Raw genomic sequence first — 22745 nt, 5'->3', positions numbered from 1 at the left:
TCAATCCGTGCCCAAGGTCGGTGGGGGGCGCTACCTTGAGCGCCCATCGACCGCGAATGGGGCGGGTGGACGACTGAACGGTGCTCAAGGTGGGGGCTAGGCGCGGGTGGTGCGGAGTTGGTTGGTGATGGGGGCCATGAGGATGGCTATGGCGGCTAGGGCTAGGGAGATTGTGGCTAGGGCGGTGCCGAAGTCCCAGGTGGTGGCTAGGGAGAGGAAGACGGTTCCTACGGTGGCGGCGCCTAGGGCTAGGCAGGTTTGTTGGCTGGTGAGGAGGATGCCGCTGCCTAGGCCTGCTTGGGCTGGTGGGACTTGGCTGACTACTACGCCGATCAGGGGGATCATGACGAAGCCGCCGCCGAAGCCGATGACGAGCATGGGGAGGGCGAGCTTCAGGACTGTTACGTCGGGCCAGAGGGCTAGGGCGGCTACTGCGAGTAGGACGTAGCCGCCTGCTTGGATGATCCAGCCGGTGACGACCATGGCGACGCCGTACCGGCGTTGGAGGGCTGGGCCCCAGATGCAGGTGATCAGGAAGCCGATGGCTAGGGGGAGCAGGCTTAGGCCGCCTTCTAGGGCGGTCATGTGGGCGCCTGCCTGGGTGGCTAGGGCGAAGGCGAACATGAAGCCGCCGAAGCTGGTGAAGAAGCCTACGGCCATCACGAGACCGATGCGCATCGCGCGGTGCTTAAGGACCGAAGGCGGAATCAGGGGAGCGTGGCCAACTCGCTCGGCGTGGCGCTGGTGCAGGGCTAACAAACCCACAGCCGGTACGACGGCTGCCAGGCTGATCCACGTCCAGAGTGGCCAGTGGAGGGCGCGGCCCTCGGTGAGGGGGAGCAGGAGGAGTACCAGGGTGACTGCTAGTAGCGCAGCGCCGACTAGGTCGACTCGGTGTGCTTCAGCGGCCTTGGTGTCGGGGACGGATGCTGCGATGGCGATCAGGGCCAGCAGGCCGCCTAGGGCGAGGACGACGAAGACTGAGCGCCAGCCGAGTCCGAAGGGGTTCGCGTCGACCAGGACGCCGCCGAGGATCTGACCGAGTGCGGCGGAGATGCCGTTGGCGACGCCGAAAAGGGCCATTCCGCGGGCGCGGTGCTCGCCGGTCATCAGGCTGGTGATTGACGCCAGCACCTGCGGGGTGACGGCGGCGGCCGAGGCGCCTTGGATGATTCGAGCGATCAGCAGGACCGAGACCGACGGGGCGATGGCACAGATCACGGACGCTACGACGAACCCGGTGAGGCCGCCCAGGAGCAGCCGGCGGCGGCCGAAGCCGTCGCCGAGGCGGCCGGCGACTACCAAGAGGGTGGCGACTGCGATGCCGTAGGCGCCGACGATGAGCTGGAGCTCACCGGCGCTGGCGTGCAGGTCGGTACCGATCGCGGGCAGCGAGACGTTGATCATGAAGAACGAGAGCATCGGCAGCAGGGAGCCGAAGAGCAGTGAGGTGAGCGCCGCCGGTGCCAGCGAGGTCGCCGGCGGTCGGGTGGCGGTGAGCTGGTCAGTCATGGGTACCAGGTTGCGCGCGGCTGGATCCTGGTGGTGAGAGCCTGCTTATCCTGGTACTGACACCACCTGGCACCAGGTTGTGCGGCCGTGCACCATAAGACCATGACGGATGCACGGAGACGAGAGCTTGGCGTGTTCCTGCGCACCCGGCGCGAGCGGATCCAGCCCGAAGAAGTCGGGTTCGCTCCGGGACAGAGACGCCGTACGCCGGGATTGCGGCGCGAGGAGGTTGCGCTGCTCGCCGGGGTCGGGGTGACCTGGTACACCTGGCTCGAGCAGGGTCGCGACATCAACGTGTCCGCGCAGGTCCTGGAGGCGATCGCGGGGACGCTGCGGCTGGACCGGCTGGAGCGCAACCACCTCTACACGCTGGCGGGACTTCGGTTCGGTCCGGCGCCGGAGTCCACGCTGCTACCGCCGTCGATTCAGAAGACGCTCGACGCAGTCTCGCCGTACCCGGCAATCGTGATGAACGAGCGGTACGACATCCTCGCGTTCAACGACGCCTACTGCCAGGTGGTGCTGGACCTGCGGCAGATCCCGGTCGAGGAGCGCAACATGCTCTGGCTGAGTTTCGTCTCCGACGATTGGTACTGCATGTTCGTCGATGCGGAGACCACCAGCCTGCACATGGTCGCCGCCTACCGCGCAGCGCTGGCCAACCATCTCAATGAGCCGTCCTGGCAGGAGCTGACCCAGGGGCTGCTGGCCCGGTCGCCGAAGTTCGCTGCGATGTGGGAGCGGTACGACGTCGCTGCGCCGAGCGCTCAGGTCAAGATCCTCGATCATCCCGAGGCAGGGCTGTTGCGGGTGGATCCGGCGATCATGTGGCTGTCGCAGGCGAACCAGTCCCGGATGAACGTCTACACCGCCGCCGACGCGGAAACCGAGGCCAAGCTGGAGGCGCTGGTGACCGCGAAGGTCCCAGCCGGCCGCGGGGCGGTGCGGCCGGCTGGAGCTCGCGTGAGCCCGGGGCAGAGCTCACGCGAGCAGGTATTCAGCTAGCGGTTCCGGATCCGTTCGCGGATCCACACGCCGGCCGGCTTCAGGACCGACGTACCGGTGAAGTTGCTCCCGGCGCAGGTGCCTTGTTTGAAGACGGCGCCGGACCGGAAGTCGTCGGAGAAGTTCCAGTTCGTCCAGCCGATCTGCCGGCTGTTCAGGAAGTCCAGGTACTTCTGCGACCAGGTGAAGTCGTTGCCGCCGTCACCGGTGTAGGTCTGGGTGCCGAACTCGGTGACGAAGATCGGGATCTTGCTCGACGCCCGGGTCAAGGCGTCCAGATACTCCTGCTTGTGCGACGCGGCGTAGAAGTGGAACGTGTACATCAGGTTCGTCGCCCGGACCGGGTTGTTCACGACGTCGGCCTCGGTGCGGCCGTCGGAGACCCCGAGCGAGGCCCAGCCGTGGGTACCGACGAAGATCACGCCGTCGGCGTCCTTGGCCCGGATCACCGGCACCATCTGCTCGGCGTACGACTTGATGCCGGCCCAGCTGACGCCGTTGGGCTCGTTGGCGATGTCGTAGATGATGTTGTTCTTGCCCTTGTGCCGGTCGGCGATCTCAGTGAAGAACGTCGTGGCCTTGGATAGGTTGGCGTTCGGGTCACCGGGGTCGAGTTGGTGCCAGTCGACGAGCGCGTACATGCCGCGCTTGGTGGCCTCCTCGATGTAGCCATGCACCATGTCGGTGAACTTGCGCGGGTTGGTTTCGTACCCGCCTTCCTGCACGTACATCGAGATGCGCAGGATGTCGGCCTTCCAGTCATAGGCCAGCGCGTCGAGCGACGCGGTCTTGATGCAGTTGGCGTACCACTGGATGCCGTGCGTGCTCATGCCGCGGAGCTGGACGGGCTGGTTGTTCTGGTTGCACAGCTTGACGCCACAGACGTGCAGCTGACCGTTCCGGGAAACCGGGGTGTCTGCTGCCGGAGCGGCGGTCGCGGGGGCGGTGGTCGGGACCAGAGCGGCTGCGGTCAGCAGCGCACCGGCCAGGAGGGAGCGAATCATGGAGGGGTTCCTCCTCAGTGGGGGCGGGGTTTTGTTGCTTAGAGATTGCGGTCGATCACCCGTGCGCGGATCCACACACCGGCTTCCTTCAACTTCGACGTACCGGTGAAGCTGTTCCCGGCGCAGGTGCCTTCCTTGAAGACGGCGCCGCTGCGTTCGTCGTCGGAGAAGTTCCAGTTGGTCCACCCGATCTGCTTGCTCTTCAGGAAGTCCAGGTACTTCTTCGACCAGGTGAAGTCGTTGGCGCCTTCACCCTCGTAGTTCTGGGTGCCGAACTCGGTGACGAACAACGGGATCTTGGTGGACGCACGGGACAGGGCATTGAAGTTGTCCTCGTGGTGCGACGCGGCGTAGAAGTGGAACGTGTACATGATGTTCGTCGCGTTGATCTGGTTGTTGACGACATCGGCCTCGGTGCGGTCCTCGGAGACGCCGAGCGACGACCAGGCGTGGGTGCCGACGAAGATCACGCTGTCGGAGTCCTTGGCCCGGATGGTCGGAATGACCTGCTCGGCATAGGACTTCACCTTCGCCCAGCTGACGCCGTTCGGCTCGTTGGCGATGTCGTAGATGATGTTGTTCTTGTTCTTGTGACGTTCCGCGATCTCGGCGAAGAACGTCTTGGCCTTGGCGGTGTAGATGTTCGGGTCGCCCGGGTCGAGCTGGTGCCAGTCGACGAGGGCGTACATGCCGCGCTTGGTGGCCTCTTCGATGTAGCCGTGCACCATGTCGGTGAACTTGCGCGGGTTCGTCTCGTAGCCGTCCTCCTGGGCGGCGACGTACATCGAGATGCGCAGGATGTCGGCCTTCCAGTCGAAGGCCAGCGCGTCGAGGGACGCGGTCTTGATACAACTCGAGTACCACTGGATGCCGTGCGTGCTCATCCCGCGGAGCTGGACCGGCTGGTTGTTCTGATTGCACAGCTTCAGGCCGCAGACATGCAGCTGGCCGTTCCGCGATACTGGGGTGTCCGCTGCCGGTGCAGCGGTCGCCGGGATGGCGGGGACCAGAGCGCTTGCCACGAGCAGAGCGCCGGCCATGATGTAGCGCATCATCGACTGCCTCCAATGACATCAGGGCGGGGAGGTAGTTATCCGACTATTAGGAAAGTTTCCTGATAATTGAGAGGAACTTAATCTCGGCGCTGAGTGTTGTCAACGGGTCGCGCAAAGTAATCACGCGGTAGTTCGCTCGGGCCATGCTTTCTTGAGCGCCGACAGCGTGACCACCAGCGCCGGCCGCCGCGACGTGACGGTCCGCCAGACGGCATAGACCCGCCGGCTCGGCACGGGATGCAGCGGTACGGCGACCACTCCGTCCGGCACGGGTCCTCGGCCCAGCCGGGGGAGCAGGCCGATCCCGATGCCGCGGGCAAGTATCGCCAACTGGGTCTGGTATTCAGCCACTGAATAGGCGACATCGGGCTCGACCCCGGCCCGGCGCATCGTCCGCACCAGCCACTCGTGGCAGATCGACCCCGGGACCTGGCAGATCCAGCGCTCGCCGACCAGATCCTCGGCGCGGACAAACTCCTTACCTGCCAGGCGATGCGAGGCCGGCACCAGTACGTCGGCCGGATCGGACCCGAGCTTGACCCGCGACAGACCCTCGGGCAGCGCGAGCGGGGTGTTGTGCCAGTCGTGCACCACCGCGAGTTGCGCGTCACCGCGGTTGACCGAGGCAACGGCCTCGAACGGGTCGATCTCGTTCACCCGTACGTCGAGCTCCGGGTGATCGACGATCAGTCGGCTCAGCGCCGTCGGTAGCAAGCCGCGGGCGGCGGTCGGGAAGGCCGCGATCCGCAGTGTCCCGATCGCCTGACCGCGTTGTTCTTCCAGCGTCAGTTCGGCGTCCTCGACCAGTTCCAGCACGCGGGCCGCGGTGGCCGCGAGCTGCAGTGCCGCATCCGTCAATGCGATCCCACGCCCCTGCCGCTCGACCAGGGTGGTCCGCGTCTCACGCTCGAGCTTGGCCAGCTGCTGCGATACCGCGGACGGCGTGTAACCGAGCGCCTCGGCCGCGCGATTCACCGAGCCGTGCTGCGCGACGGCGTACAGGGCTCGTAGCCGGCCGAGATCGATCATGTAGCACTCCTACAGAGACAGCGGTAGCAATCGGTGCTGGTGCTTAAGTCTAATCCCGAACCAGACTGGCTGTATGAAACCTCGTGACCTGCTCCTGGCGCTCGCCGTCGTGATCGCCTGGGGCGTGAACTTCGTGGTGATCGAGGTCGGCCTGGAGGATTTCCCGCCGCTGCTGTTCTCGGCCCTGCGATTCTTTTTGGCCGCCGTTCCGGCAATCTTCTTTCTCGGCCGGCCGCGGGTCGCCTGGCGTTATGTGATCGGGGTCGGGCTGGCGCTCGGCGTCGCGAAGTTCGGGCTGCTGTTCCTGGCCATGGATCGCGGAGTTCCGGCCGGACTCGCGTCGCTGGTGCTGCAATGCCAGGTGATTTTCACCGTGCTGTTCGCGATCACGGTACTGCGGGAGCGGCCGCGGCCGGCCCAGATCGCCGGGATCGTGATCGCCTGTGGCGGGATGCTGCTGATCATGCTCGACCGCGGTCTGTCCGCACCGCTCGGCGCTCTCGCGCTGGTGATCCTCGCCGGGGCATGCTGGGGCGTTTCCAACACCATCACCCGGTACGCGAAGCCGCCGGACACGCTGCGATTCATGGTCTGGGTCAGCGCGGTCGCCGTCGTACCGCTGACCTTGTTGTCGCTGCTCACGGAAGGGCCGCGAGCCGACCTCGATGCGATCCGGGGGATCGAGCTCACCGGGGTCGGCGCGCTGGCCTACCTGGCTGTGGTCGCCACCCTCTTCGGGTTCGGCGTGTGGGGCTACCTGCTGCGCCAGTACGACGCCAGCACAGTGGCGCCGTTCTCGCTCCTGGTACCGGTTGTCGGGATGGCGGCCGCCTGGGCGTTGCGCGGTGAGGCGGTCGGCGGGCAGCAGGCGATCGCCGCCGTACTGATCATCGGCGGAATGGCCTGCACGGTCATCCGACGTTCAGGGGCGGCATCTGCCATCCCCGAGCCAGCGACGATTCGTACGCCGGAGCTCCACCAGCGAAGTACTCGGTGAACTTCATGATCAGCGGGTCCCAGCGGAGTGGGTCGATGTAGCGGTCGTTGCTCATCAGCAGGTCGTCGCGGACCTGCACCTGCTCGACCTTCATCGAGAGTGCACAGAGGTGTTCCGAAGGGCCGCCGATCGAGTGGATCGCCTCGATCCGGCCCTCGAGCGTGATCGGGCTTTCCTCGACCATGTCGAGTCCGGTCACGGCACCCGCCGTACGGGTGAGTCCGGCGGCGGCGAACTTGTCCGGCTCGAAGCGGTAGCCGCGGGCGCGCTTCGAATCCGACATCTCCTCCGAGCCGGTGAGCAGGGCGATCCGGTCCAGGGCGGCGACCATGGCCGGGTCGACCAGGTTGAGGGCGACCTCGGGGCGGTCGACGAGGTTCTTGACCGTCTGCGAGCTCGTGCCCATCCCGAGCATGGCGTAGTAGCCGAGCCACCAGGCTGACGACATCGGGGCGAGGTTGGTGGAGCCGTCCGGATTCCGCGTGCTGACCAGGACGACCGGCGTACCGAAGTAGAGAACCTTGGGCTCAACTGTGCGCTTCATGCCCATGGAACGCACAGCACCGCGAATGTGTGAGGGCGCTACTCGTAGGGGTTCGCAGGGGCGGCGACCGACTTGACCGAGTCGACCGTGAGGGCGGCGACGTCACCGTCGACGCGCTTGCTCGGTTCGGCCCACTCGCCGGTGACGGTGACCCACTGGTTCTTCGGTGGCGCGGCCTGGCCGCGGGCCTCGACCATGAACGCCGTGGCGTCGGCGACGCAGCAGGTCAGGCCCATCCGGGTCACGTACCAGCTGCCGTTCTTGGCCGGGGTCACGAAGCCGGTGAGCGAGAAGGAACGACCCTTCATGCTCTCCTTCTCCCACACCGCCCAGACGGAGTAGTCGCGGACCGCGAGGGTGACCGGGCCGCCTTGCGGGTTGTCCGCCAGCCAGGAGTTGCTCTTCGGCTGGATCGGCTTCGAAGCCACCGGTGACTGGCGCTGAGCCGCCGCGGCACCGAGCGCGGGCGGGTCGACGACCAGCAGGGCGAAGATCGGGATCAGCAGCAGCCAAGCGGCCCGCGGGAGGCCGTGGTGGCCGTGCCCGTCGTCATGCTCATGCTCGTCCTCGGGCTTCTTCTTGCGGGTGTCCATCAGGACGTCGGCCACCGCGAGCGCGATCAGGATCAGTCCGGCCGCGAGCAGCATCCACCGCATCCCGGGCTTCACGTATCGCAGATAGGTGTTCGACACCGCGAGCTGGACCACCGCGGCCCCGACGAACACGATCACCAGTCCGGCTACATTGCGCTTCACAGCAACCACCACCCCACTCCGAGACTGGCCAGTACGGCGACCACGAACGTGGCCGGCGCGAACCGGACGGCGAACTTCGGACCGAACGTTCCGGCCTGCAGAGCAATCAGCTTCACGTCCACGATCGGGCCGACCACCATGAACGCGAGGCGCGCGGTCAGCGAGAACTGGGTCAGGCTCGCGGCGACGAACGCGTCCGCCTCCGAGCAGATCGCCAGCAGTACGGCGAGGAGTCCGAGAACGAGCACGGACAGCAGGAGGTTGCTGGCCACGTTGTCGAGCCAGGAGCGCGGTACGACGACGTTCAGCGTGGCGGCCGCGGCGGCGCCGACCACCAGGAAGCCGCCCGCGTGCAGGAAGTCGTGCAGCATCGACGAGCGGAACACCTCGAACTTCGCGGTGCCCTCGGCGTGCCGGTTCTTCGGCATCTTCAGCCAGGAGCCGCCCTTGCCGGTCAGCAGCCACAGCCAGCCGAGGATCATCGAGACCGCGAGCGAGGTGACCGCGCGGGCCACCACCACCTTCGGCTGCCCGGGGAACGCGACCGCGGTCGACGCCAGGACAACCGGGTTGATCGCCGGAGCCGACAGCAGGAACGCGATCGCCGCGGCCGGCGTGACCCCGCGGGCCATCAGCGCGGCCGACACCGGCACCGAGGCGCACTCACAGCCCGGCAGGATGACCCCGGACGCGCTCGCCACCGGTACGGCGAGGGCCGGGTGCTTGGGCAGCGCCTTCGCGAAGAACGACGCCGGGATGAACGCGGTCAGCGCCGCCGACAGGAGCACGCCGAGCACCAGGAACGGCAGCGCCTGCACGGTCACCCCGACGAACATGGTCGCCCAGGTGCGGACTCCCTCGTCGGTGAAGACGCCGGCGAAGATCCGGCGCCCGAACAGGGCCAGACCCACCAGCAGGACCAGCGTCGCGGTGAAGGCGATCGACGATCCACCCGGTTCTTTCGGCGGCTTCTCGGCCTTTTCGGCGAGGTCGGCGGGGGCGCTCATGGGCGGAATCCTGACACAACGGAGCGCGTTCGAACGAGGACTCAGCGCGCCCTTGAAATGAAAATCAGCGTCATTTCGGGAAATACTCGTGATGAGCGCGGACCCCAGGGCCATCACATTTGCCGTCCTGGCGCGGTTCCCCGCGGGGAGGGGCGCCGGCGGGGCCAGTTGTGATGGCGTCCAGGTTCGGGCGTGGCAGGCTGGGGAGCATGGATGCCGACGTCGTGCGTGCAGTGAACGACCTGACCGGCCGCTGGGTTCGGAGCCTGGAGCCGGGGAACACGGTCGTGTCCGGGCTCGGCCTGTGGCCGTTGCTGGCGATCCTCGCCACCGCCGCCGACGAACCCGGCCGCGCTGAGCTCGCCGCCGCTGCCGAGGTGGCCGCTGGTGACGGCTCGCGGCTCGCCGTGCAGCTGATCGAGGCGCTCGACGAGTCCGCGGATCTCCACGCGGCGCTCGGCGTCTGGGTGAGCGAGCAACTAAAACTCGCCGAGTCCTTCGGCGAGGTCGTACCGGCTCCCGTGGTCGGGATGCTGACCGGCCGGCCCGACGTGGACAAGCCGAAGCTCGATGCGTGGGCGACCGAGCACACCGACGGGCTGATCCGCGAGATGCCGGTCGACATCGACCCCGACGTGATGCTCGTCCTCGCTTCCGCGCTCTGCCTGCGAACGACCTGGGTCCGCCCGTTCACCGAGCAGGTCAAGCGCCTCAAGGGCGAGTGGGCCGGTTCCTGGCGCTGGCTCGAGCGAACCGACCATGACCTCGACTCCGTACGCCGGTACGACGATCTGACCGTGATCACGGTTCGCGGCGACGCGGATGTCGACGTACTGCTCGGTCTTGGAACCGGGGATGTCGTCGGCGGGCTCCTGGACGCGGCGGCCCGGCCGGGCGACGGCGTACCGGGTAGTCGGCTGATCGAGGGGGCCGATGAGGTTGCGCCTGGGGTGCGGATCGGGAAGACGACGAGTGGGCGGCCGGATGTGCGGTTGTCGCTTCCGTCGTTCGAGGTCTCGGCATCGCATGACCTGTTGGCGTCTGCGGAGTTGTTCGGGCTGTCGGCCGTGGCCTCGAACCCTGGGGTCCGCGGTCATTTCAGTGCGATCAGCCCGATGCCGCTGGCGATCGGGCAGGCCAAGCAGGAGGTGCTCGCGCGGTTCTTCGCGACCGGGTTCGAGGCCGCGGCCGTGACGTCGATCGCGATGACGCGGGCCGCGATGGCGACTAGCCAGTCGCGACGGCTGGACGTCGTACTGGATCGTCCTTTTGCCTTCACAGCAGTACTGCGGGAGTCGCGGCTGCCGATCGTCGCGGGCTGGATCGAGTCGCCTACCGAGGCAGGCTGAACAACCGGTTGAGCAGCGCGGACGCCTCGTCGACGCCTGTCCTGTCGCCGGTCAGCAGGAGGTCGAAGAGGAGTCCGCGAGAGGCCGCCAACCCGAGTCGGGCATAGCGTGGCGCTTGGTCCGCTGGGATGCCCGCTTTGATGCATAGGGCAACCAATGGCGGCAGCCAGACGTTGATCAGGTCCGCCTTGAGCTCCGCTGTGTGTGGCTTGTCGCGCATCGCGTGCGCGGAAAGCTCGAAGAACAAGGGCCCGTAGATCAACGTTGCCTCGGTCACCTTTCGCCAGAACTGCTCCGACTGTTCGGCGACCGGCAGTCCCGTCAGCTCCTCGAGCAGGTCGCGTTGCTGCTGCTCGACCGTCCGGACCACCTCTGCCAGCAACCCCTCGCGAGATTTGAAGTGGTAGATCAGCATCCGATGACTGGTCCCAAGACCGGCCGCGATACCGCGCAGGCTGGCATCGCCGATCCCGTTCTTCGCGAAGTACTCGACCGCGTCCCCGAGCAAGGTTTCCCGGCTCATCGCTCCGCGAGTTCCTTCAGCTTCTCGGTCTCGGTGGCGATGTAGCGGCGCGTCAGCCCGGCGTACAACCGGCCGAACAGCCAGCCGAGCGGCCCCTCCTGAATGATCGTAGCGGTCGCGACCGTGCCCTCCGGCGTACTGACCACGCGGTGACCACCCGTCGTCTTGATACCGGGGGCCTTCGACACCCACTCGAAGTATTGCCCCTCGACGAGCTCCGTCACCTCCCACACCGCCACCGGAAGCTTCGGCTGCCGGATCCGCGTCCGCGCCCCTGGGCGGATGCGCCCCTCGTCGAGCCGCTCCACGCTCTCGACCGTCGGTGTCCACTCGGGCCACCGCTCGACATCGCTGAACACCGCCCAGACCTGCTCGGCCGGTGCCTGGATCGTGACGGAATGGTCGAATCTCATGTACCAAATGGTACACGAAACGGCCTCACGGTATGGTCAGGTGCCATGGCAGACCAGAACACCCCTGAGAACGAGCAGGACCCGGGCGCGAACACCCAGATGTTCCGTGCCTTCGTCAGCGAGGGCGAGGCTCCCGCCGAGTCCAAGCCGAACGGCCGCATCCTCGCCATCGCCGGCGCGGCAGTGCTGCTGGTGGTCGTCATCGTCCTCATCGCGGTCCTCTGACCCCTTGACCGATCTCCCGGTCGCCGTCGTCAAGGTCTTCACCGACCAGGACGGCCACTTCGGCAACCCCTTGGGCATCGTCGCCGGCCACCTCGTCCCACCCAGTGGCCGCCAAGCCCTGGCCGCTCACCTCGGTTACAGCGAGACCGTGTACGTCGACGACGCGTCGACCGGCGCCGTCCGCATCTACACCGCCACCGGCGAAATGCCGTTCGCCGGCCACCCCACCGTCGGTGTCGCCTGGTGGCTTCGCAGCCAAGGCCACGCCGTACCGTCCCTGCAGACGCCAGCCGGCGAAATCCCCGTCACCTTCGAAGGTGACCTGGTCTCCGTCCAAGCCGACACCAGCTGGGGTAGCGACTGGGACTGGACCGAGCTGGCTACGCCTGCCGACGTTATCGCCGCAAACCCCGCCGCCTACCCGGCCGGCCACACCTACCTCTGGTCCTGGCAGGACAAGGCGGCCGGCATCCTCCGCTCCCGAGCGTTCGCCCCCGCCATGGGCGTCCCCGAAGACGAAGCCACCGGCTCCGCGGCCACCCAACTGACGGCTTTGCTCGGCCGCGATCTGCACATCATCCAAGGCCTCGGCTCGCACCTCCACACCACCCACCTCCCGCCGTCCCACGCGACGGTCGGCGGCCGGGTTGTATGGGCGGAATAGCCCTCTGACCTGCGCGAATACCACTTCTGGTCAATTGACCAGGTACTTTCGCCAAGTCTGTCACTACCTGCAATTTCGTTGACCCGGCGAGTAGCCGCGGGTCAGTCTTGCCCCGCCCTCGGCCGACCTCCGAGTGGCGCGCCTCGGGGGAGGTTCGCGTTTTTCGGCGGTGCTGAATTCCAGGGGTGAGGTATGTCTTCCAATCGGTGGTCCTTGCGCGCTTTCGTGCGCCCGATCAGCGTCCTATCGATCACATCGGTGCTGGCTGCGGGTCTCGCAGCCGTTCCGGTAGTCGCGCAGGCGAAGCCGGAGGTCGCGCCGTCCTCGGCGAAGACCGTGGCCGACGCCACGCGACTGGCAGCTCGGTTCAACACTTCGGTCGAGGTGGAGGAGAAGACGACGCCGTACGCGCGCACCGTCGCCACCCCGCAGGGCACACTGAAGGCGGAGATCGCCAACCAGCCGGTCCGCGTCCAGAAGGACGGCGTGTGGACCGCCGTCGACACGAGTCTGGCGGTTCGTCCCGACGGCCTGATCGCGCCCAAGGCGTCGACGACCGACATCGTCTTCTCCGCCGGCGGCAACGGCCCGCTCGCCCGCTTCACGCGGTCCGGCGGCATCTTCGAGCTCAAGGCACCTTGGTTGCTCCCGGCACCTACCTTGTCCGGATCCAAGGCGACGTACGCCGCTGTGCTGCCTGGCGTCGACCTTGTCGTCGACGCCGCGGACAGCAGTTTCAGCTACAACCTGGTCGTCCAGAACCGTGCGGCCGCCGCGAACCCGGCGCTGCGCAGCCTGACCTTCCCGGTCACCACCAAGAACCTCAGCCTCCGCACCACGCAGCCCGGCAGGCCGTCGTACGTCGACTCGTCCGGGCGCGAGGTGCTGACGGTCGGCGAGCCGCTGATGTGGGACTCGGCCGGCGCGGTCACCAAGACGAAGGGTGTCGCTGCCGAGGCTGTCGAGCGGGGACCCGCGGGCCCGTCCAAGCGGGCGCTGATGCAGTTCTCCGGTAGCAAGCAGGGGTTGACGGTCACGCCGGATCAGAAGCTGCTGACCGCCGCGGACACGCAGTTCCCGGTCGTCATCGACCCGACGATCAAGACGGTCGACCGCAACGGCTGGACCGCGATCTGGCAGCTGTACCCGACCACGCCGTTCTGGAAGACCACGCACAGCCTGGGTGTCGGGTTCGAGGACTTCGAGCAGCACAAGATCGTGCGCACCTACTTCCAGTTCGACGTCGCGGCGTACACCGGCAAGAAGATCCTCAGCTCGTCGCTGCGCACCTGGGAGATCCACTCGGCCAGTTGCGCCGCGCGCTCGGTCACCGTGTCGCGCACCGCGGCTGTCGGGTCGGCCACGACCTGGAACAACGCGCCTGGTGGCCAGGCCGACGTAGCCTCCCAGACCGTTGCCAAGGGCTACAACTCGTCCTGCCCCGCGGGCGCCGTCGAGTTCGACGTGACCAACTCGATGCAGTACACCTCCACGGCCAACGGCAAGACCGCGACCTTCCGGCTGCGGGCGACCAGCGAGACCGACGGGATCGCCTGGAAGCAGTTCAACAGCACCGGCAAGCTCGATATCGAGTACGCCGCCTACCCGCTGCCGGCGTACGAGCTCGGGGCAGCCACCAGCACCGACCTGCCCAGCGGCTGCGACCCCTCGACAGACCCCGCCATCATCGCCTCGACCGTGCCGTGGATCTATGGCAAGGGCCGGGTCGGCGCCGGTGACACCGGGGCCCGGATCGTCGTTCAGTGGCAGATCGTCAGCCCGTCCCAGTCCGTCTGGACGTTCCAGAGCCCGACGGTCGCACCCGGGGTGAAGGTCAAGGGGCAGCCGCTGGCACCGCTGGCCACCAACGTCATGTACACCTACCGGGCCCGCACGCTCTACGCGGTCAAGGGCGGCACACTGGCCTCGGCATGGTCGCCGTCCTGCTACTTCAAGATCGACACGACGCCACCACCCGCGCCAACGATCACCGCGAGCTACAACGGCCAGACGCTGCAGGACTGCCTGACCAGCCCGACACCTGACGTCTGCCCGGTTTCGGTGCCCTTCGGCGCCAAGGTGCGGTACACGATCTCCTCGACCAGCACTGATGTCTCAGCGCTCAGCTACGGTTTCAACGGCAAGATGACGCGCGTCAACGGACGCTCGGTGACTGTCGACCTGCTCACTCCCGGGCAGACCCTGATGACGCTCGGGGCCAAGAGCCACGATGCGGCCGACCACGCGAGTACGACGAAGTACCACCGGATCAACGTCGGACCCGGATTGCCGCCATCAGGCGCGTGGAACTTCGACGAAGGATCCGGTACGACGGCCGCCGACTCCTCCGGTAAGAATCACCCGCTCGCGGTGACCGGCGCCCAGTTCGACGATGCCGGTCGAGTCGGCGGCTCGCTGACCTTCGACGGCAACAACGACGGCGACAACCGCGCCACCGTCGGCGGTGCCGGAACCTTCATCGACACCTCGCAGAACTTCAGCATCTCGGCCTGGGCCCGCCCGACCGTTTCGAAGGACTCGGGCATCGTGTCGATCACCGGTACCCAGGCCAACGCCGGGCTGCTGCGCTACACCGGCACCCGCTGGTCGTTCATGCAGAACCTGACCGATTCGAGTACAGCCGGCCAAGCCCGGGTGGACTCGACCGCCGTACCGGTCCTGAACGCCTGGACGCACGTGCTCGGTGTCTTCGATGCGACCAACAAGACAATGACGCTGTACGTCAACGGCCGCATCCAGGGTGCTCCGGTCAGCTTCAGCCACACCCCCTGGAAGGGAACCGGGACGGTCGAGGTCGGCTCGTACCGCGTCAGCACCTTCAAGGGCGTCTTCAACGGCGCGGTCGACGATGTGAAGATCTACCCCCGCACGATCTCGGCCGCCGAGGCGAATGTGCTCGCCGACCCGCGCACCGGCCCGTCCGGCAGCGATGAGCCGGTTGCCTCGCTCGCCGCGAAGTTCCCCTTCGACAGCGTCTCCGTCCGTCCGAACGGCGTCTGGGTCAGCGAGGACACCGTCTACGGCCAGGACTGGGCCGTCTCCGGCTTCGCCGGCTCGCCGGACCAGACCTCGGCGATCGTCGAGGACCCGGAGCGCGGCAACGTCCTGACCACGACCGGGACCACCTCGGAGCTGCTCGCGGTCAACCGGCCGCTGGTCGACTCGACGGCTTCGTTCACGGTGACGTTGTGGGTGAAGGTTCAGGATCCGACGAAGAAGCAGGTGTTCGTGCGGCAGTTGGGAGCCAACAAGGACTCCTGGCGGATCGAATATCGCCCGGGCACCGACGACGACGCCGAATGGGTCTTCAGTCGGGCCGCCAGTGACACGACCACCGGCGCGTACGTGAGCGTCACTCAACCGACCAACCAGACCACGGCCGGCGAGTGGACGGCCCTGGCGGCGCAGTACAGCGCTGCCACGGACCAGATGACCTTGCTGATCACGGACCGGTCCGGCGACGGCGGTACCGCGACGTTCACGACACCGTTCCAGGGCAGCGCGACGATCGTCGCTCGGCCGGACGAGACCGACACGGGTTACTCACCCCTGAATGCCGCGATGGACGACCTGCGTGTCTACACAGGCGTCGTACCGCAACGCCAGCTCTGCATCGAGTTCAGCAACGACCCGACGGAGTGTTCCTGATGAAGCTCAAGCTACGGACCCGCGCCCTCCCGGTCCTGCTCGCGCTGTCGTTGACCGCCACGGTGGCGATCGTCGGGCCGACCAGCGCGGCTGAGGCGGGAAGCCCGGACCGGCCGAAGCCGGTGAAGGCCAAGAGCGTCAAGGTCAAGGACGTCCCGCCGGCCGCGGCTCCGGTCGAGTCGGCGGACCTGCAGAAGGCCGTCGCCAAGACGACCGAGTTCGCGAACCGGCCGGTGCACTGGCCGGCTCCGGGTCGCCAGACGATCGCGGTCAACGCCGCGACCGACAAGCCGGCCGGGCCGGTCGCCGCACGTTCCGCGAAACGTACGGCGCCGGCCACGGTCGACCTCGACTTCCTCGACCAGGCGGCCAGTGCGCGCGCCGGAGTGAGCGGCGTACTGGTCAAAGCCAGCACGGCCGCGAAGTCCGACGTACAGCTGTCTTTTGACTACTCCGGCTACGAGAACGCGTATGGCGGCGACTGGGCCGCGCGGCTGGAGGTCGTCGCACTCCCGGCTTGTGTCCTCACGACGCCCAAGGCACCGGGTTGTGCGACCAGCACACCGTTGCAGACGTCCAACGATCCGGCTGCGAAGACTGTCACGACGACCGCGCCGTTGAGTGCGCAGCAGTCGGTCTTCGCGATCTCTGCCGGTTCGGATTCGAGCGCTGGTGATTACTCGGCGACGAGCCTCTCGGCATCGTCGAGCTGGTCGGGTGGTGGGTCGAGTGGTGACTTCACCTGGTCGTACCCGCTCCGGGTGCCGCCCGCCGCGGCCGGGCCGACGCCGAGCCTGGCCTTCTCGTACTCGGCGCAGTCGGTCGACGGCCGGACCTCGGCCTCCAACAACCAGGTCTCGTGGGTCGGTGAGGGATTCGACCTGACGGAATCCTTCGTCGAGCGCAAGTACACGAGCTGTGACGAGGACGGCAAGGTCGGCAAGTACGACCAGTGCTGGAAGTACGACAACGCCACGCTGACGCTCAACGGCAAGTCCAACGAGCTCGTCCGGTCCGCCGGTGACGCGATCGGTGCCAGCACGTGGAAGCTGAAGAACGACGACGGGTCGAAGGTCGAGAAGCTCATCGGCACCGACGACAACGGTGACGCGCTCAAGGAGTACTGGAAGGTCACCACCACCGACGGGACCCAGTACTTTTTCGGCAAGCACAAGTTGAAGGCCGGTCTGACCGCCGTCACGAACTCGGTCTTCACCGCCCCTGTGTACGGCGACGACGCGGGCGAGCCCTGCAACACCACGGCCACCGGCTGCAACCTGGGCTGGCGCTGGAACCTCGACTACGTGGTCGACCTGCACGGCAACGCCATGTCGTACTGGTACACCAAGGAGCTCAACAACTACGCCAAGAACGGCGTCGCGTCGCCCGGTACGTCGTACGTGCGTGGCGGTTACCTCAACCGGATCGACTACGGCCTGCGGGACGCGTCGCTTGCCGACGGGGTGAAGGCGCCGCAGCAGGTCGTCTTCACCGCGGCCGAACGCTGCCTCGCGAACTGTTCGGTGCTGAACGCAACGACCAAGGGGAACTGGCCGGACGTCCCGTTCGACCAGGTCTGCGAGGGGACGACGGCGTGCACGAACAAGGTCTCGCCGACGTTCTTCACGCGCAAGCGCCTGTACCAGATCCAGACCCAGGTGCTGAACGGCTCGACGTACCAGCCGGTCGACTTCTGGCAGACCAACCTGACCTTCCCGACGCCGGGTGACGTCGCCGACGGCAAGCCGATGTGGCTGAACGGCATCTCCCACAGCGGCAAGGTCGGTACGGCGCTCTCCGTGCCGGACGTGACCTTCAAGCCGGTCGGCCTGGCCAACCGGGTCGACACTCGGACCGACGGCCTCCCGGGGCTGGTCCGGTACCGGGTCGGTGAGATCAACACCGAGACCGGCGCCAAGGTGATGGTGAACTACGCCGGCAAGGAGTGCATGTCCGGCGAACGCCCGGCCAAGGACACCAACACCAAGCGCTGCTACCCCGTGAAGTGGAAGCCGCACGGCGAGGTCGAGCGGGAGGACTGGTTCCACAAGTACGTCGTCGACAACGTCGTCACCACCGACCAGACCGGCAACGGCGCGCCCATGGTCACGCAGTACGCGTACTCCGGCGGCGGTGCCTGGCACTACCAGCAGTCGCCGATGATCAAGGACGCCGACAAAACCTGGTCGGACTGGCGCGGCTACAGCACCGTCACGACGTACAGCGGCGACCCGGGCGACAACACCCGCCCACGCAGCCGCTCGGTGACGAAGTACTTCCGCGGCATGGACGGCGACAAACTCGAAGGCACCACGGCCGTCAAGAACGTCGACGTCACCGACACCACAGGCGGCGTACGGGCCGATGCCGAGGCGCTGTCCGGTAGCCCACGCGAGCAGATCACCTACCAGCACGCCACCTCCAACACCGAGGTCTCCGGCGTCATCACCGACTACCTCATCACTCCGAAGGCGTCGTACGCCGTCCCCGGCGGCACCCTGAAGTCAAACTTCGTAGGCACGTCGGCAACCCAGAACCGGATCGCCCGCGACGGCGGCCGCCCGGACCTCGTCAGCGCGACCTCAACCACGTACGACCCCGACAACAACCTCCCCAACAAGGTCACCGACCACGGCGACGCCGCGAAAACCGGCGACGAGACCTGCACCATCACCAACTACCTGAAGAACACGGCCACCTGGCTACTCGCGCTGCCTATCCGGAGCGTCACGTCGACAGGAGCATGCGATTCGGAGTCGGCGAATCCACCGGAGAGCCGGGTCCAGACTGACGTCCGGACCTTCTACGACGGCAAGGCCTACGGCGTCGCGACGCTGGGCGACGCGACGCTGATCCAGCGCCTGCACCACTACACCGATGGCGTACCGGTCTATCAGAACGCCGGAACCAAGGGCTATGACGTCCTTGGCCGGGTCACCTCGTCCGGCGACACGCTCGGGCGTATCACGACCACCACCTACACGCCGGCCCTGACTGGTCCGCTCACGCAGATGACGGTCAACCAGCCGAAGGTCGCGAACTTCAGCGGTACACCGGTGAGCTTCGCCTCGACGACAACGTACAAGGCCGAATGGGGAGTGCCGTCGAAGACGACGGACGTCAACGGCAAGGTCACCGAACTGGCGTACGACGCTCTCGGCCGGCTGACCGGGGTTTGGTTGCCGAGCCAGGCGCCGGCGTCGACCAAGCTCGCCAACACGAAGTACACCTACACGGTCTCGAACACGGCGCCTTCAACGATCCGGACGGATCAGCTGAACATCGAGGCGAACGGGTACAACACGTCGTACCAACTGTTCGATTCGATGCTGAGGGATCGCCAGAGTCAGGCGCCTGCGGCCGACGGCGGCCGCGTGATCAGCGAGACGCGCTACGACTCACGTGGTTCGGCGATCTATTCGAACAGCGGTATTTGGAACTCGGCGGCTCCATCGGCCACCCTCGTCGCGATTCCCAACGCCTCGGTGCCGAGCCAGACCTTCAACGAGTACGACGGCTCGGGTCGCATCGTGAAGTCGACCTTCATGAGCATGCTGCAGCCGAAGTGGTCGACCGCAACGGTCTACGGCGGTGATACCACCACTGTGCTACCGCCGGCCGGCAGTCCGGCGACCGCGACCGTGTCGGACGCCAATGGTCAGATCATCGAGCGGCGCGAGTTCAAGGGCAACACCGCGACAGGTACGCCGGACAGCACGAAGTACACCTACGACATGGCCGGTCGGTTGACCCGGATGGACGGTTCGGGTGGCGTCTGGACGTCCAAGTACGACCTCCGCGGGCGGAAGATCGAGAGCACGGACCCAGATTCGGGGACGACAACCTCGACATACGACGAGGGCGACCGGCTGATCTCGAGCACCGACTCGGCGAACAAGACCCTCATCACAACCTATGACGTCCTGGATCGCAAGACCGGGCTGTATCAGTCCAGTGTCGCGCCGGAGAACTTGCTGGCCGACTGGAAATACGACAAGACCGGCCTGCTGGGGCAGGTGGCCGAGTCCGCGAGCTACACGGCGGGCAAGGCCGGACCAGCGTACCGAACGCTGATCAACGACCGGAACGTCCTCTACAAGCCGACCCAGGTGACGCGGGTGATCCCGTCGGTCGAGGGCGTCGAGATCGATGGTAGCTACTGGACCAACTTCGGCTACAAACCTGATGCCAAGACACTCGAGATGACGTCGCAGTCGGCCGGTGGCGGACTTGGTGCCGAGGACATCCATTACGAATACAACGCGATCGGCCTGCCGCTGAAGATGCACAGCGACCGGACCTATGTGAACGGCACAGAATACGACCCGTTCGGTGGCGTCACGAAGCTCATGCTCGGCTCAGCCGCCGACATGGAGATCAACAACATCTACGAAGACGGCACCCGCCGCCTCGCCCGGACCACGGCCGGCAAGGCCGACATCTTCTCCGACCACGTCTACACCTACGACCCGACCGGCAACATCACCAAGGACCACAACCTGGTCCCGTCCACCTCCGGCGGCGACGCCCAGTGCTTCCAGTACGACGGCCAGCGCCGCGTCACGGAAGCCTGGACCCCCGCGAACGCCGATTGCACCCAGCCGCCGAGTTCACTCGGCCTCGGTGGAGTAGCGCCGTACTGGCAGTCCTGGACCTACACCCCGATCGGGCTACGAAAGACCCAGGTCGACCACTCGACCGCCGGGGACACCACAAGCACCTTCAACTACAACACCGACCGACCGCACACCCTGGCCAGCGTCACCCAGACCGGCATCGGCGCCGGCCCGGTCAAGAACTACAACTACGACGCCCGGGGTAACACGACAGTTCGCCCGGGACAGAATCTGAGCTGGAATCCCCAAGGCAGGCTGGAAAAGCTCTCCGGTCCTGGTGGAGACACGAATTACGTCTATGACGCGGAAGGGACGCTCCTGGTCCGTCGAGGCCCCACCGAGACGACCCTGTTCCTTGGGGAACTGGAACTCACCCTGGACAAGGCGACACGCAAGGTCGTCGGCAAGCGTCAGTACGACTTCGCAGGCCAGACCATCGGCGTCCGCTCGGCGAACGGAACCGAGACCTCGGACATGTCCTGGCTGGTTCCGGACTATCACGGCACCTCTCAGGTAGCAGTCGACGCCGACACCATGGTTGCTACCAAGCGCTACGCCAAACCGTTCGGCGATCCGCGTGGGGTAAGGCCGGCGACGTGGCCCGACAACCGCGGATTTCTCGGCAAACCTCAGGACGAGGACACCGGTCTCACCACTCTCGGTGCTCGCGAATACGATCCGGCGATCGGGCGCTTCATCAGTGTTGACCCGATGCTGGACCCCAACGACCCCCAGCAGTTGCTCGGTTACACCTACGCCAATGACAACCCCATCACCGGTTCCGACCCCAGCGGTCTGAAGGACTTCGATCCCGGCTCCGGAGGCGGCGGCTACACCGACGACGACGTCGACGTCCTCTACCCCTCCGGCGGCCCGAACGACAACCCCAACCCCAGAGGCCCCAACGGCGGATACGACTACGACAACGACGGCGGCACCAACCACCACAAGAAGAAGAAGCACGGCTTCGGCGGCTGGATCAAGAAGCACGTCAACGAGGTGAAGGACAAGGTCGACGAAGCCCACGAGTGGGCCAAGGACCACGCTTCCGAAATCGGCGAGGCGATCGCGATCAGCGTCGCCGTGGTCGGAGTCGCGGCCTTCTGCGGCGCGACCGCCGGCCTCGGCTGTCTGATTGTCGCGGGAGCAGTCATGGGTGCGGCTGGTGCCAGCCTTGGGTACGGTGCCCGGATAGCCCTCGACGAGCAGGAGTCGTTCAGCACTGCCAACTACGCCAAGGAGGTGATTGGGGGCGCCGCCACAGGCGCCGCAGGTAGTGCCTTGGGCATCGGCGCCGGCGCCCTGGCAGGCGCAGCGGCCAGAGGTGCGGGCGCCGCCGGCAAATCCCTCCTCGGCAAGGTCGCCGGTCAAGGAGCAGGGAAGGCCCGGACGCTTTTCCGCGGCGACACCCGCGGCCCCGACAAGATCTTCGGGCCTGGTTTCACCGCGAAGGGAGGCGACGCGACGTACGAGGAGTTCGTGCTGACCAACAAGCCGGGCAACTGGGTGTCGACCTCGACCTCGAAGGGGCAAGCGAAGTCATTCTCGGCCCAGGACCCAGACACCCATCGTGGCTGGGTTTACGAGATCGCAGATCCCGGCAACGGCATCAATGCGCGTAAAACCCTTAAACTTCCCTATCTGTGGCGGAAGGAGAAGGAGATCAGCTTCGTGGGGAACATTCCCAGTCAGTACATCAAGTCAGCGAGGCCTACCCTCTTCGGAGGTTGGGACGGACCGCCGGTGATGAACCCCGGGTTCGGCGGATGAACGAGCATCCCGAGCGTCGTGTCATGGAGCAGATCACCGTTTCGGTCGACGGAGTCGAGACGGTCTGCCCCCTGGAACGACGGATGGCTGGGGACTCGCAGTGGACCCTGACCCTGACGGCTCCGGACGGCGCGACCTACACCGGGGCCGGACAGGGACTGTGGACAGCCTTCGTCGCACTCTGGCACGAGACCGGCCATCGTGGTTTCAAGCTGTGCTGCGCAGGGGCCAGAATCGACGCGAACATGCGCCGCGGTCGCTGGGCAAACTCTGCCACCGTTGAAATCCTCAGCCGACGGACCCTCCTCGGTATCCACCACACAGCTTCTGTATTCGACGACGCCCCCGTCGGTAAGGTCGGCACTGTAGAAGAACAGACCGCCTACTACGGCCGCTGGTTGGCCACGCCCTGGTGGAAGGCCTTTCTCCCCGGCGACCCAGTTCGATAACCAGCGGACCCAGCCTCGGACGGGGTCGCCACTTGGCGGCCCCGTGCTGCGGTGCTCGGCCGGGTAGCGCCCGTCACAGATGTCACTTCGTGCATTTTGTTGACTCGGAGTGTTGCCCACAGGGGTGCAGTAGGCGCGCGGTGGTCGCCGAGGTCTATG

The 22745-nt window shown here is 66.5% G+C and carries 17 protein-coding genes; 8 read left to right on the top strand and 9 right to left on the bottom strand.

Annotated elements, in window-relative coordinates:
* Window positions 1-96: 96 nt before the first annotated feature.
* Window positions 97-1512 carry an MFS transporter gene (locus ACFTSF_RS19975; protein WP_380155144.1) on the bottom strand — a complete coding sequence of 472 codons (1416 nt, stop codon included), beginning with the start codon at window positions 1510-1512 and terminating at the stop codon, window positions 97-99.
* 102 nt (window positions 1513-1614) lie between these two features.
* On the opposite strand from ACFTSF_RS19975, the gene ACFTSF_RS19970 reads away from it, so the two are divergent.
* Window positions 1615-2517 carry a helix-turn-helix transcriptional regulator gene (locus ACFTSF_RS19970; RefSeq protein WP_380155143.1) on the top strand — a complete coding sequence of 301 codons (903 nt, stop codon included), beginning with the start codon at window positions 1615-1617 and terminating at the stop codon, window positions 2515-2517.
* On the opposite strand, the gene ACFTSF_RS19965 is transcribed toward ACFTSF_RS19970, so the two are convergent.
* The 3 genes from ACFTSF_RS19965 to ACFTSF_RS19955 all read right to left on the bottom strand — a co-directional run bounded on the left by ACFTSF_RS19965 (window position 2514) and on the right by ACFTSF_RS19955 (window position 5605).
* Window positions 2514-3521, bottom strand: coding sequence for a glycoside hydrolase family 5 protein (locus ACFTSF_RS19965; protein WP_380155142.1), 1008 nt, complete (start codon window positions 3519-3521; stop codon window positions 2514-2516). The two genes, ACFTSF_RS19970 and ACFTSF_RS19965, sit on opposite strands and share 4 nt — an antisense overlap.
* Window positions 3522-3559: 38 nt before the next feature.
* A complete protein-coding gene (locus ACFTSF_RS19960; RefSeq protein WP_344158026.1) occupies window positions 3560-4576 on the bottom strand; it encodes a glycoside hydrolase family 5 protein in 1017 nt (338 codons plus the stop codon).
* A gap of 120 nt (window positions 4577-4696) precedes the next feature.
* Window positions 4697-5605: a LysR family transcriptional regulator gene (locus tag ACFTSF_RS19955; RefSeq protein WP_380155141.1), complete on the bottom strand. Its 909-nt coding sequence runs from the start codon at window positions 5603-5605 to the stop codon at window positions 4697-4699.
* Window positions 5606-5678: 73 nt separating this feature from the next.
* Between ACFTSF_RS19955 and ACFTSF_RS19950 the strand changes: the two genes are divergently transcribed.
* Window positions 5679-6602, top strand: a complete 924-nt coding sequence (locus ACFTSF_RS19950; RefSeq protein ID WP_380155140.1) for an EamA family transporter — start codon at window positions 5679-5681, stop codon at window positions 6600-6602.
* Here ACFTSF_RS19950 and ACFTSF_RS19945 read toward each other — a convergent pair.
* Genes ACFTSF_RS19945 through ACFTSF_RS19935 form a run of 3 tightly spaced genes read right to left on the bottom strand, consistent with a single transcriptional unit; the run spans window position 6517 to window position 8908 of the window.
* Window positions 6517-7146: a flavin reductase family protein gene (locus ACFTSF_RS19945; RefSeq protein WP_380155139.1), complete on the bottom strand. Its 630-nt coding sequence runs from the start codon at window positions 7144-7146 to the stop codon at window positions 6517-6519. The two genes, ACFTSF_RS19950 and ACFTSF_RS19945, sit on opposite strands and share 86 nt — an antisense overlap.
* Before the next feature lie 38 nt (window positions 7147-7184).
* Window positions 7185-7901 carry a TIGR03943 family putative permease subunit gene (locus ACFTSF_RS19940; RefSeq protein ID WP_380155138.1) on the bottom strand — a complete coding sequence of 239 codons (717 nt, stop codon included), beginning with the start codon at window positions 7899-7901 and terminating at the stop codon, window positions 7185-7187.
* Complete coding sequence (locus ACFTSF_RS19935) at window positions 7898-8908, bottom strand: permease (RefSeq protein WP_380155137.1); 1011 nt, start codon at window positions 8906-8908, stop codon at window positions 7898-7900. Before ACFTSF_RS19935 ends, ACFTSF_RS19940 begins: the two co-directional genes overlap by 4 nt.
* Before the next feature lie 209 nt (window positions 8909-9117).
* Between ACFTSF_RS19935 and ACFTSF_RS19930 the strand changes: the two genes are divergently transcribed.
* Window positions 9118-10257: a serpin family protein gene (locus ACFTSF_RS19930; protein ID WP_380155136.1), complete on the top strand. Its 1140-nt coding sequence runs from the start codon at window positions 9118-9120 to the stop codon at window positions 10255-10257.
* Here ACFTSF_RS19930 and ACFTSF_RS19925 read toward each other — a convergent pair.
* Window positions 10241-10780 carry a TetR/AcrR family transcriptional regulator gene (locus ACFTSF_RS19925; protein WP_380155135.1) on the bottom strand — a complete coding sequence of 180 codons (540 nt, stop codon included), beginning with the start codon at window positions 10778-10780 and terminating at the stop codon, window positions 10241-10243. The two genes, ACFTSF_RS19930 and ACFTSF_RS19925, sit on opposite strands and share 17 nt — an antisense overlap.
* Window positions 10777-11193, bottom strand: a complete 417-nt coding sequence (locus tag ACFTSF_RS19920; RefSeq protein ID WP_380155134.1) for an SRPBCC family protein — start codon at window positions 11191-11193, stop codon at window positions 10777-10779. Before ACFTSF_RS19920 ends, ACFTSF_RS19925 begins: the two co-directional genes overlap by 4 nt.
* Window positions 11194-11238: 45 nt before the next feature.
* On the opposite strand from ACFTSF_RS19920, the gene ACFTSF_RS19915 reads away from it, so the two are divergent.
* The 5 genes from ACFTSF_RS19915 (at window position 11239) to ACFTSF_RS19895 (ending at window position 22586) form a co-directional block, all read left to right on the top strand.
* Complete coding sequence (locus tag ACFTSF_RS19915; RefSeq protein ID WP_344158051.1) at window positions 11239-11418, top strand: hypothetical protein; 180 nt, start codon at window positions 11239-11241, stop codon at window positions 11416-11418.
* A gap of 4 nt (window positions 11419-11422) precedes the next feature.
* Window positions 11423-12082: a PhzF family phenazine biosynthesis protein gene (locus ACFTSF_RS19910; protein WP_380155133.1), complete on the top strand. Its 660-nt coding sequence runs from the start codon at window positions 11423-11425 to the stop codon at window positions 12080-12082.
* Between the two features lie 192 nt (window positions 12083-12274).
* Entirely contained in the window at window positions 12275-15751 is a 3477-nt protein-coding gene (locus ACFTSF_RS19905) for a LamG-like jellyroll fold domain-containing protein (RefSeq protein WP_380155132.1), read from the top strand.
* Window positions 15751-22137: an RHS repeat-associated core domain-containing protein gene (locus ACFTSF_RS19900; protein ID WP_380155131.1), complete on the top strand. Its 6387-nt coding sequence runs from the start codon at window positions 15751-15753 to the stop codon at window positions 22135-22137. Before ACFTSF_RS19905 ends, ACFTSF_RS19900 begins: the two co-directional genes overlap by 1 nt.
* Window positions 22134-22586 (top strand): hypothetical protein, encoded by a 453-nt coding sequence (locus ACFTSF_RS19895; protein ID WP_380155130.1) that lies wholly within the window; start codon window positions 22134-22136, stop codon window positions 22584-22586. The genes ACFTSF_RS19900 and ACFTSF_RS19895 overlap by 4 nt, the downstream gene beginning before the upstream one ends.
* Window positions 22587-22745 lie beyond the last annotated feature (159 nt).

The sequence above is a fragment of the Kribbella sp. NPDC056951 genome, assembly GCF_042674205.1.
GTDB lineage: Bacteria > Actinomycetota > Actinomycetes > Propionibacteriales > Kribbellaceae > Kribbella > Kribbella yunnanensis.
This window is presented reverse-complemented; position numbering and strand designations above follow the sequence as displayed.

Bases quoted from the DNA above. Each gene is read 5' to 3' on its own strand.
- ACFTSF_RS19945 (WP_380155139.1), bottom strand. From the start codon at position 7,146: ATGAAGCGCACAGTTGAGCCCAAGGTTCTCTACTTCGGTACGCCGGTC.
- ACFTSF_RS19965 (WP_380155142.1), bottom strand. From the start codon at position 3,521: ATGATTCGCTCCCTCCTGGCCGGTGCGCTGCTGACCGCAGCCGCTCTG.
- ACFTSF_RS19930 (WP_380155136.1), top strand. From the start codon at position 9,118: ATGGATGCCGACGTCGTGCGTGCAGTGAACGACCTGACCGGCCGCTGG.
- ACFTSF_RS19970 (WP_380155143.1), top strand. From the start codon at position 1,615: ATGACGGATGCACGGAGACGAGAGCTTGGCGTGTTCCTGCGCACCCGG.
- ACFTSF_RS19935 (WP_380155137.1), bottom strand. From the start codon at position 8,908: ATGAGCGCCCCCGCCGACCTCGCCGAAAAGGCCGAGAAGCCGCCGAAA.
- ACFTSF_RS19900 (WP_380155131.1), top strand. From the start codon at position 15,751: ATGAAGCTCAAGCTACGGACCCGCGCCCTCCCGGTCCTGCTCGCGCTG.
- ACFTSF_RS19925 (WP_380155135.1), bottom strand. From the start codon at position 10,780: ATGAGCCGGGAAACCTTGCTCGGGGACGCGGTCGAGTACTTCGCGAAG.
- ACFTSF_RS19975 (WP_380155144.1), bottom strand. From the start codon at position 1,512: ATGACTGACCAGCTCACCGCCACCCGACCGCCGGCGACCTCGCTGGCA.
- ACFTSF_RS19905 (WP_380155132.1), top strand. From the start codon at position 12,275: ATGTCTTCCAATCGGTGGTCCTTGCGCGCTTTCGTGCGCCCGATCAGC.
- ACFTSF_RS19920 (WP_380155134.1), bottom strand. From the start codon at position 11,193: ATGAGATTCGACCATTCCGTCACGATCCAGGCACCGGCCGAGCAGGTC.
- ACFTSF_RS19960 (WP_344158026.1), bottom strand. From the start codon at position 4,576: ATGATGCGCTACATCATGGCCGGCGCTCTGCTCGTGGCAAGCGCTCTG.
- ACFTSF_RS19955 (WP_380155141.1), bottom strand. From the start codon at position 5,605: ATGATCGATCTCGGCCGGCTACGAGCCCTGTACGCCGTCGCGCAGCAC.
- ACFTSF_RS19915 (WP_344158051.1), top strand. From the start codon at position 11,239: ATGGCAGACCAGAACACCCCTGAGAACGAGCAGGACCCGGGCGCGAAC.
- ACFTSF_RS19895 (WP_380155130.1), top strand. From the start codon at position 22,134: ATGAACGAGCATCCCGAGCGTCGTGTCATGGAGCAGATCACCGTTTCG.
- ACFTSF_RS19950 (WP_380155140.1), top strand. From the start codon at position 5,679: ATGAAACCTCGTGACCTGCTCCTGGCGCTCGCCGTCGTGATCGCCTGG.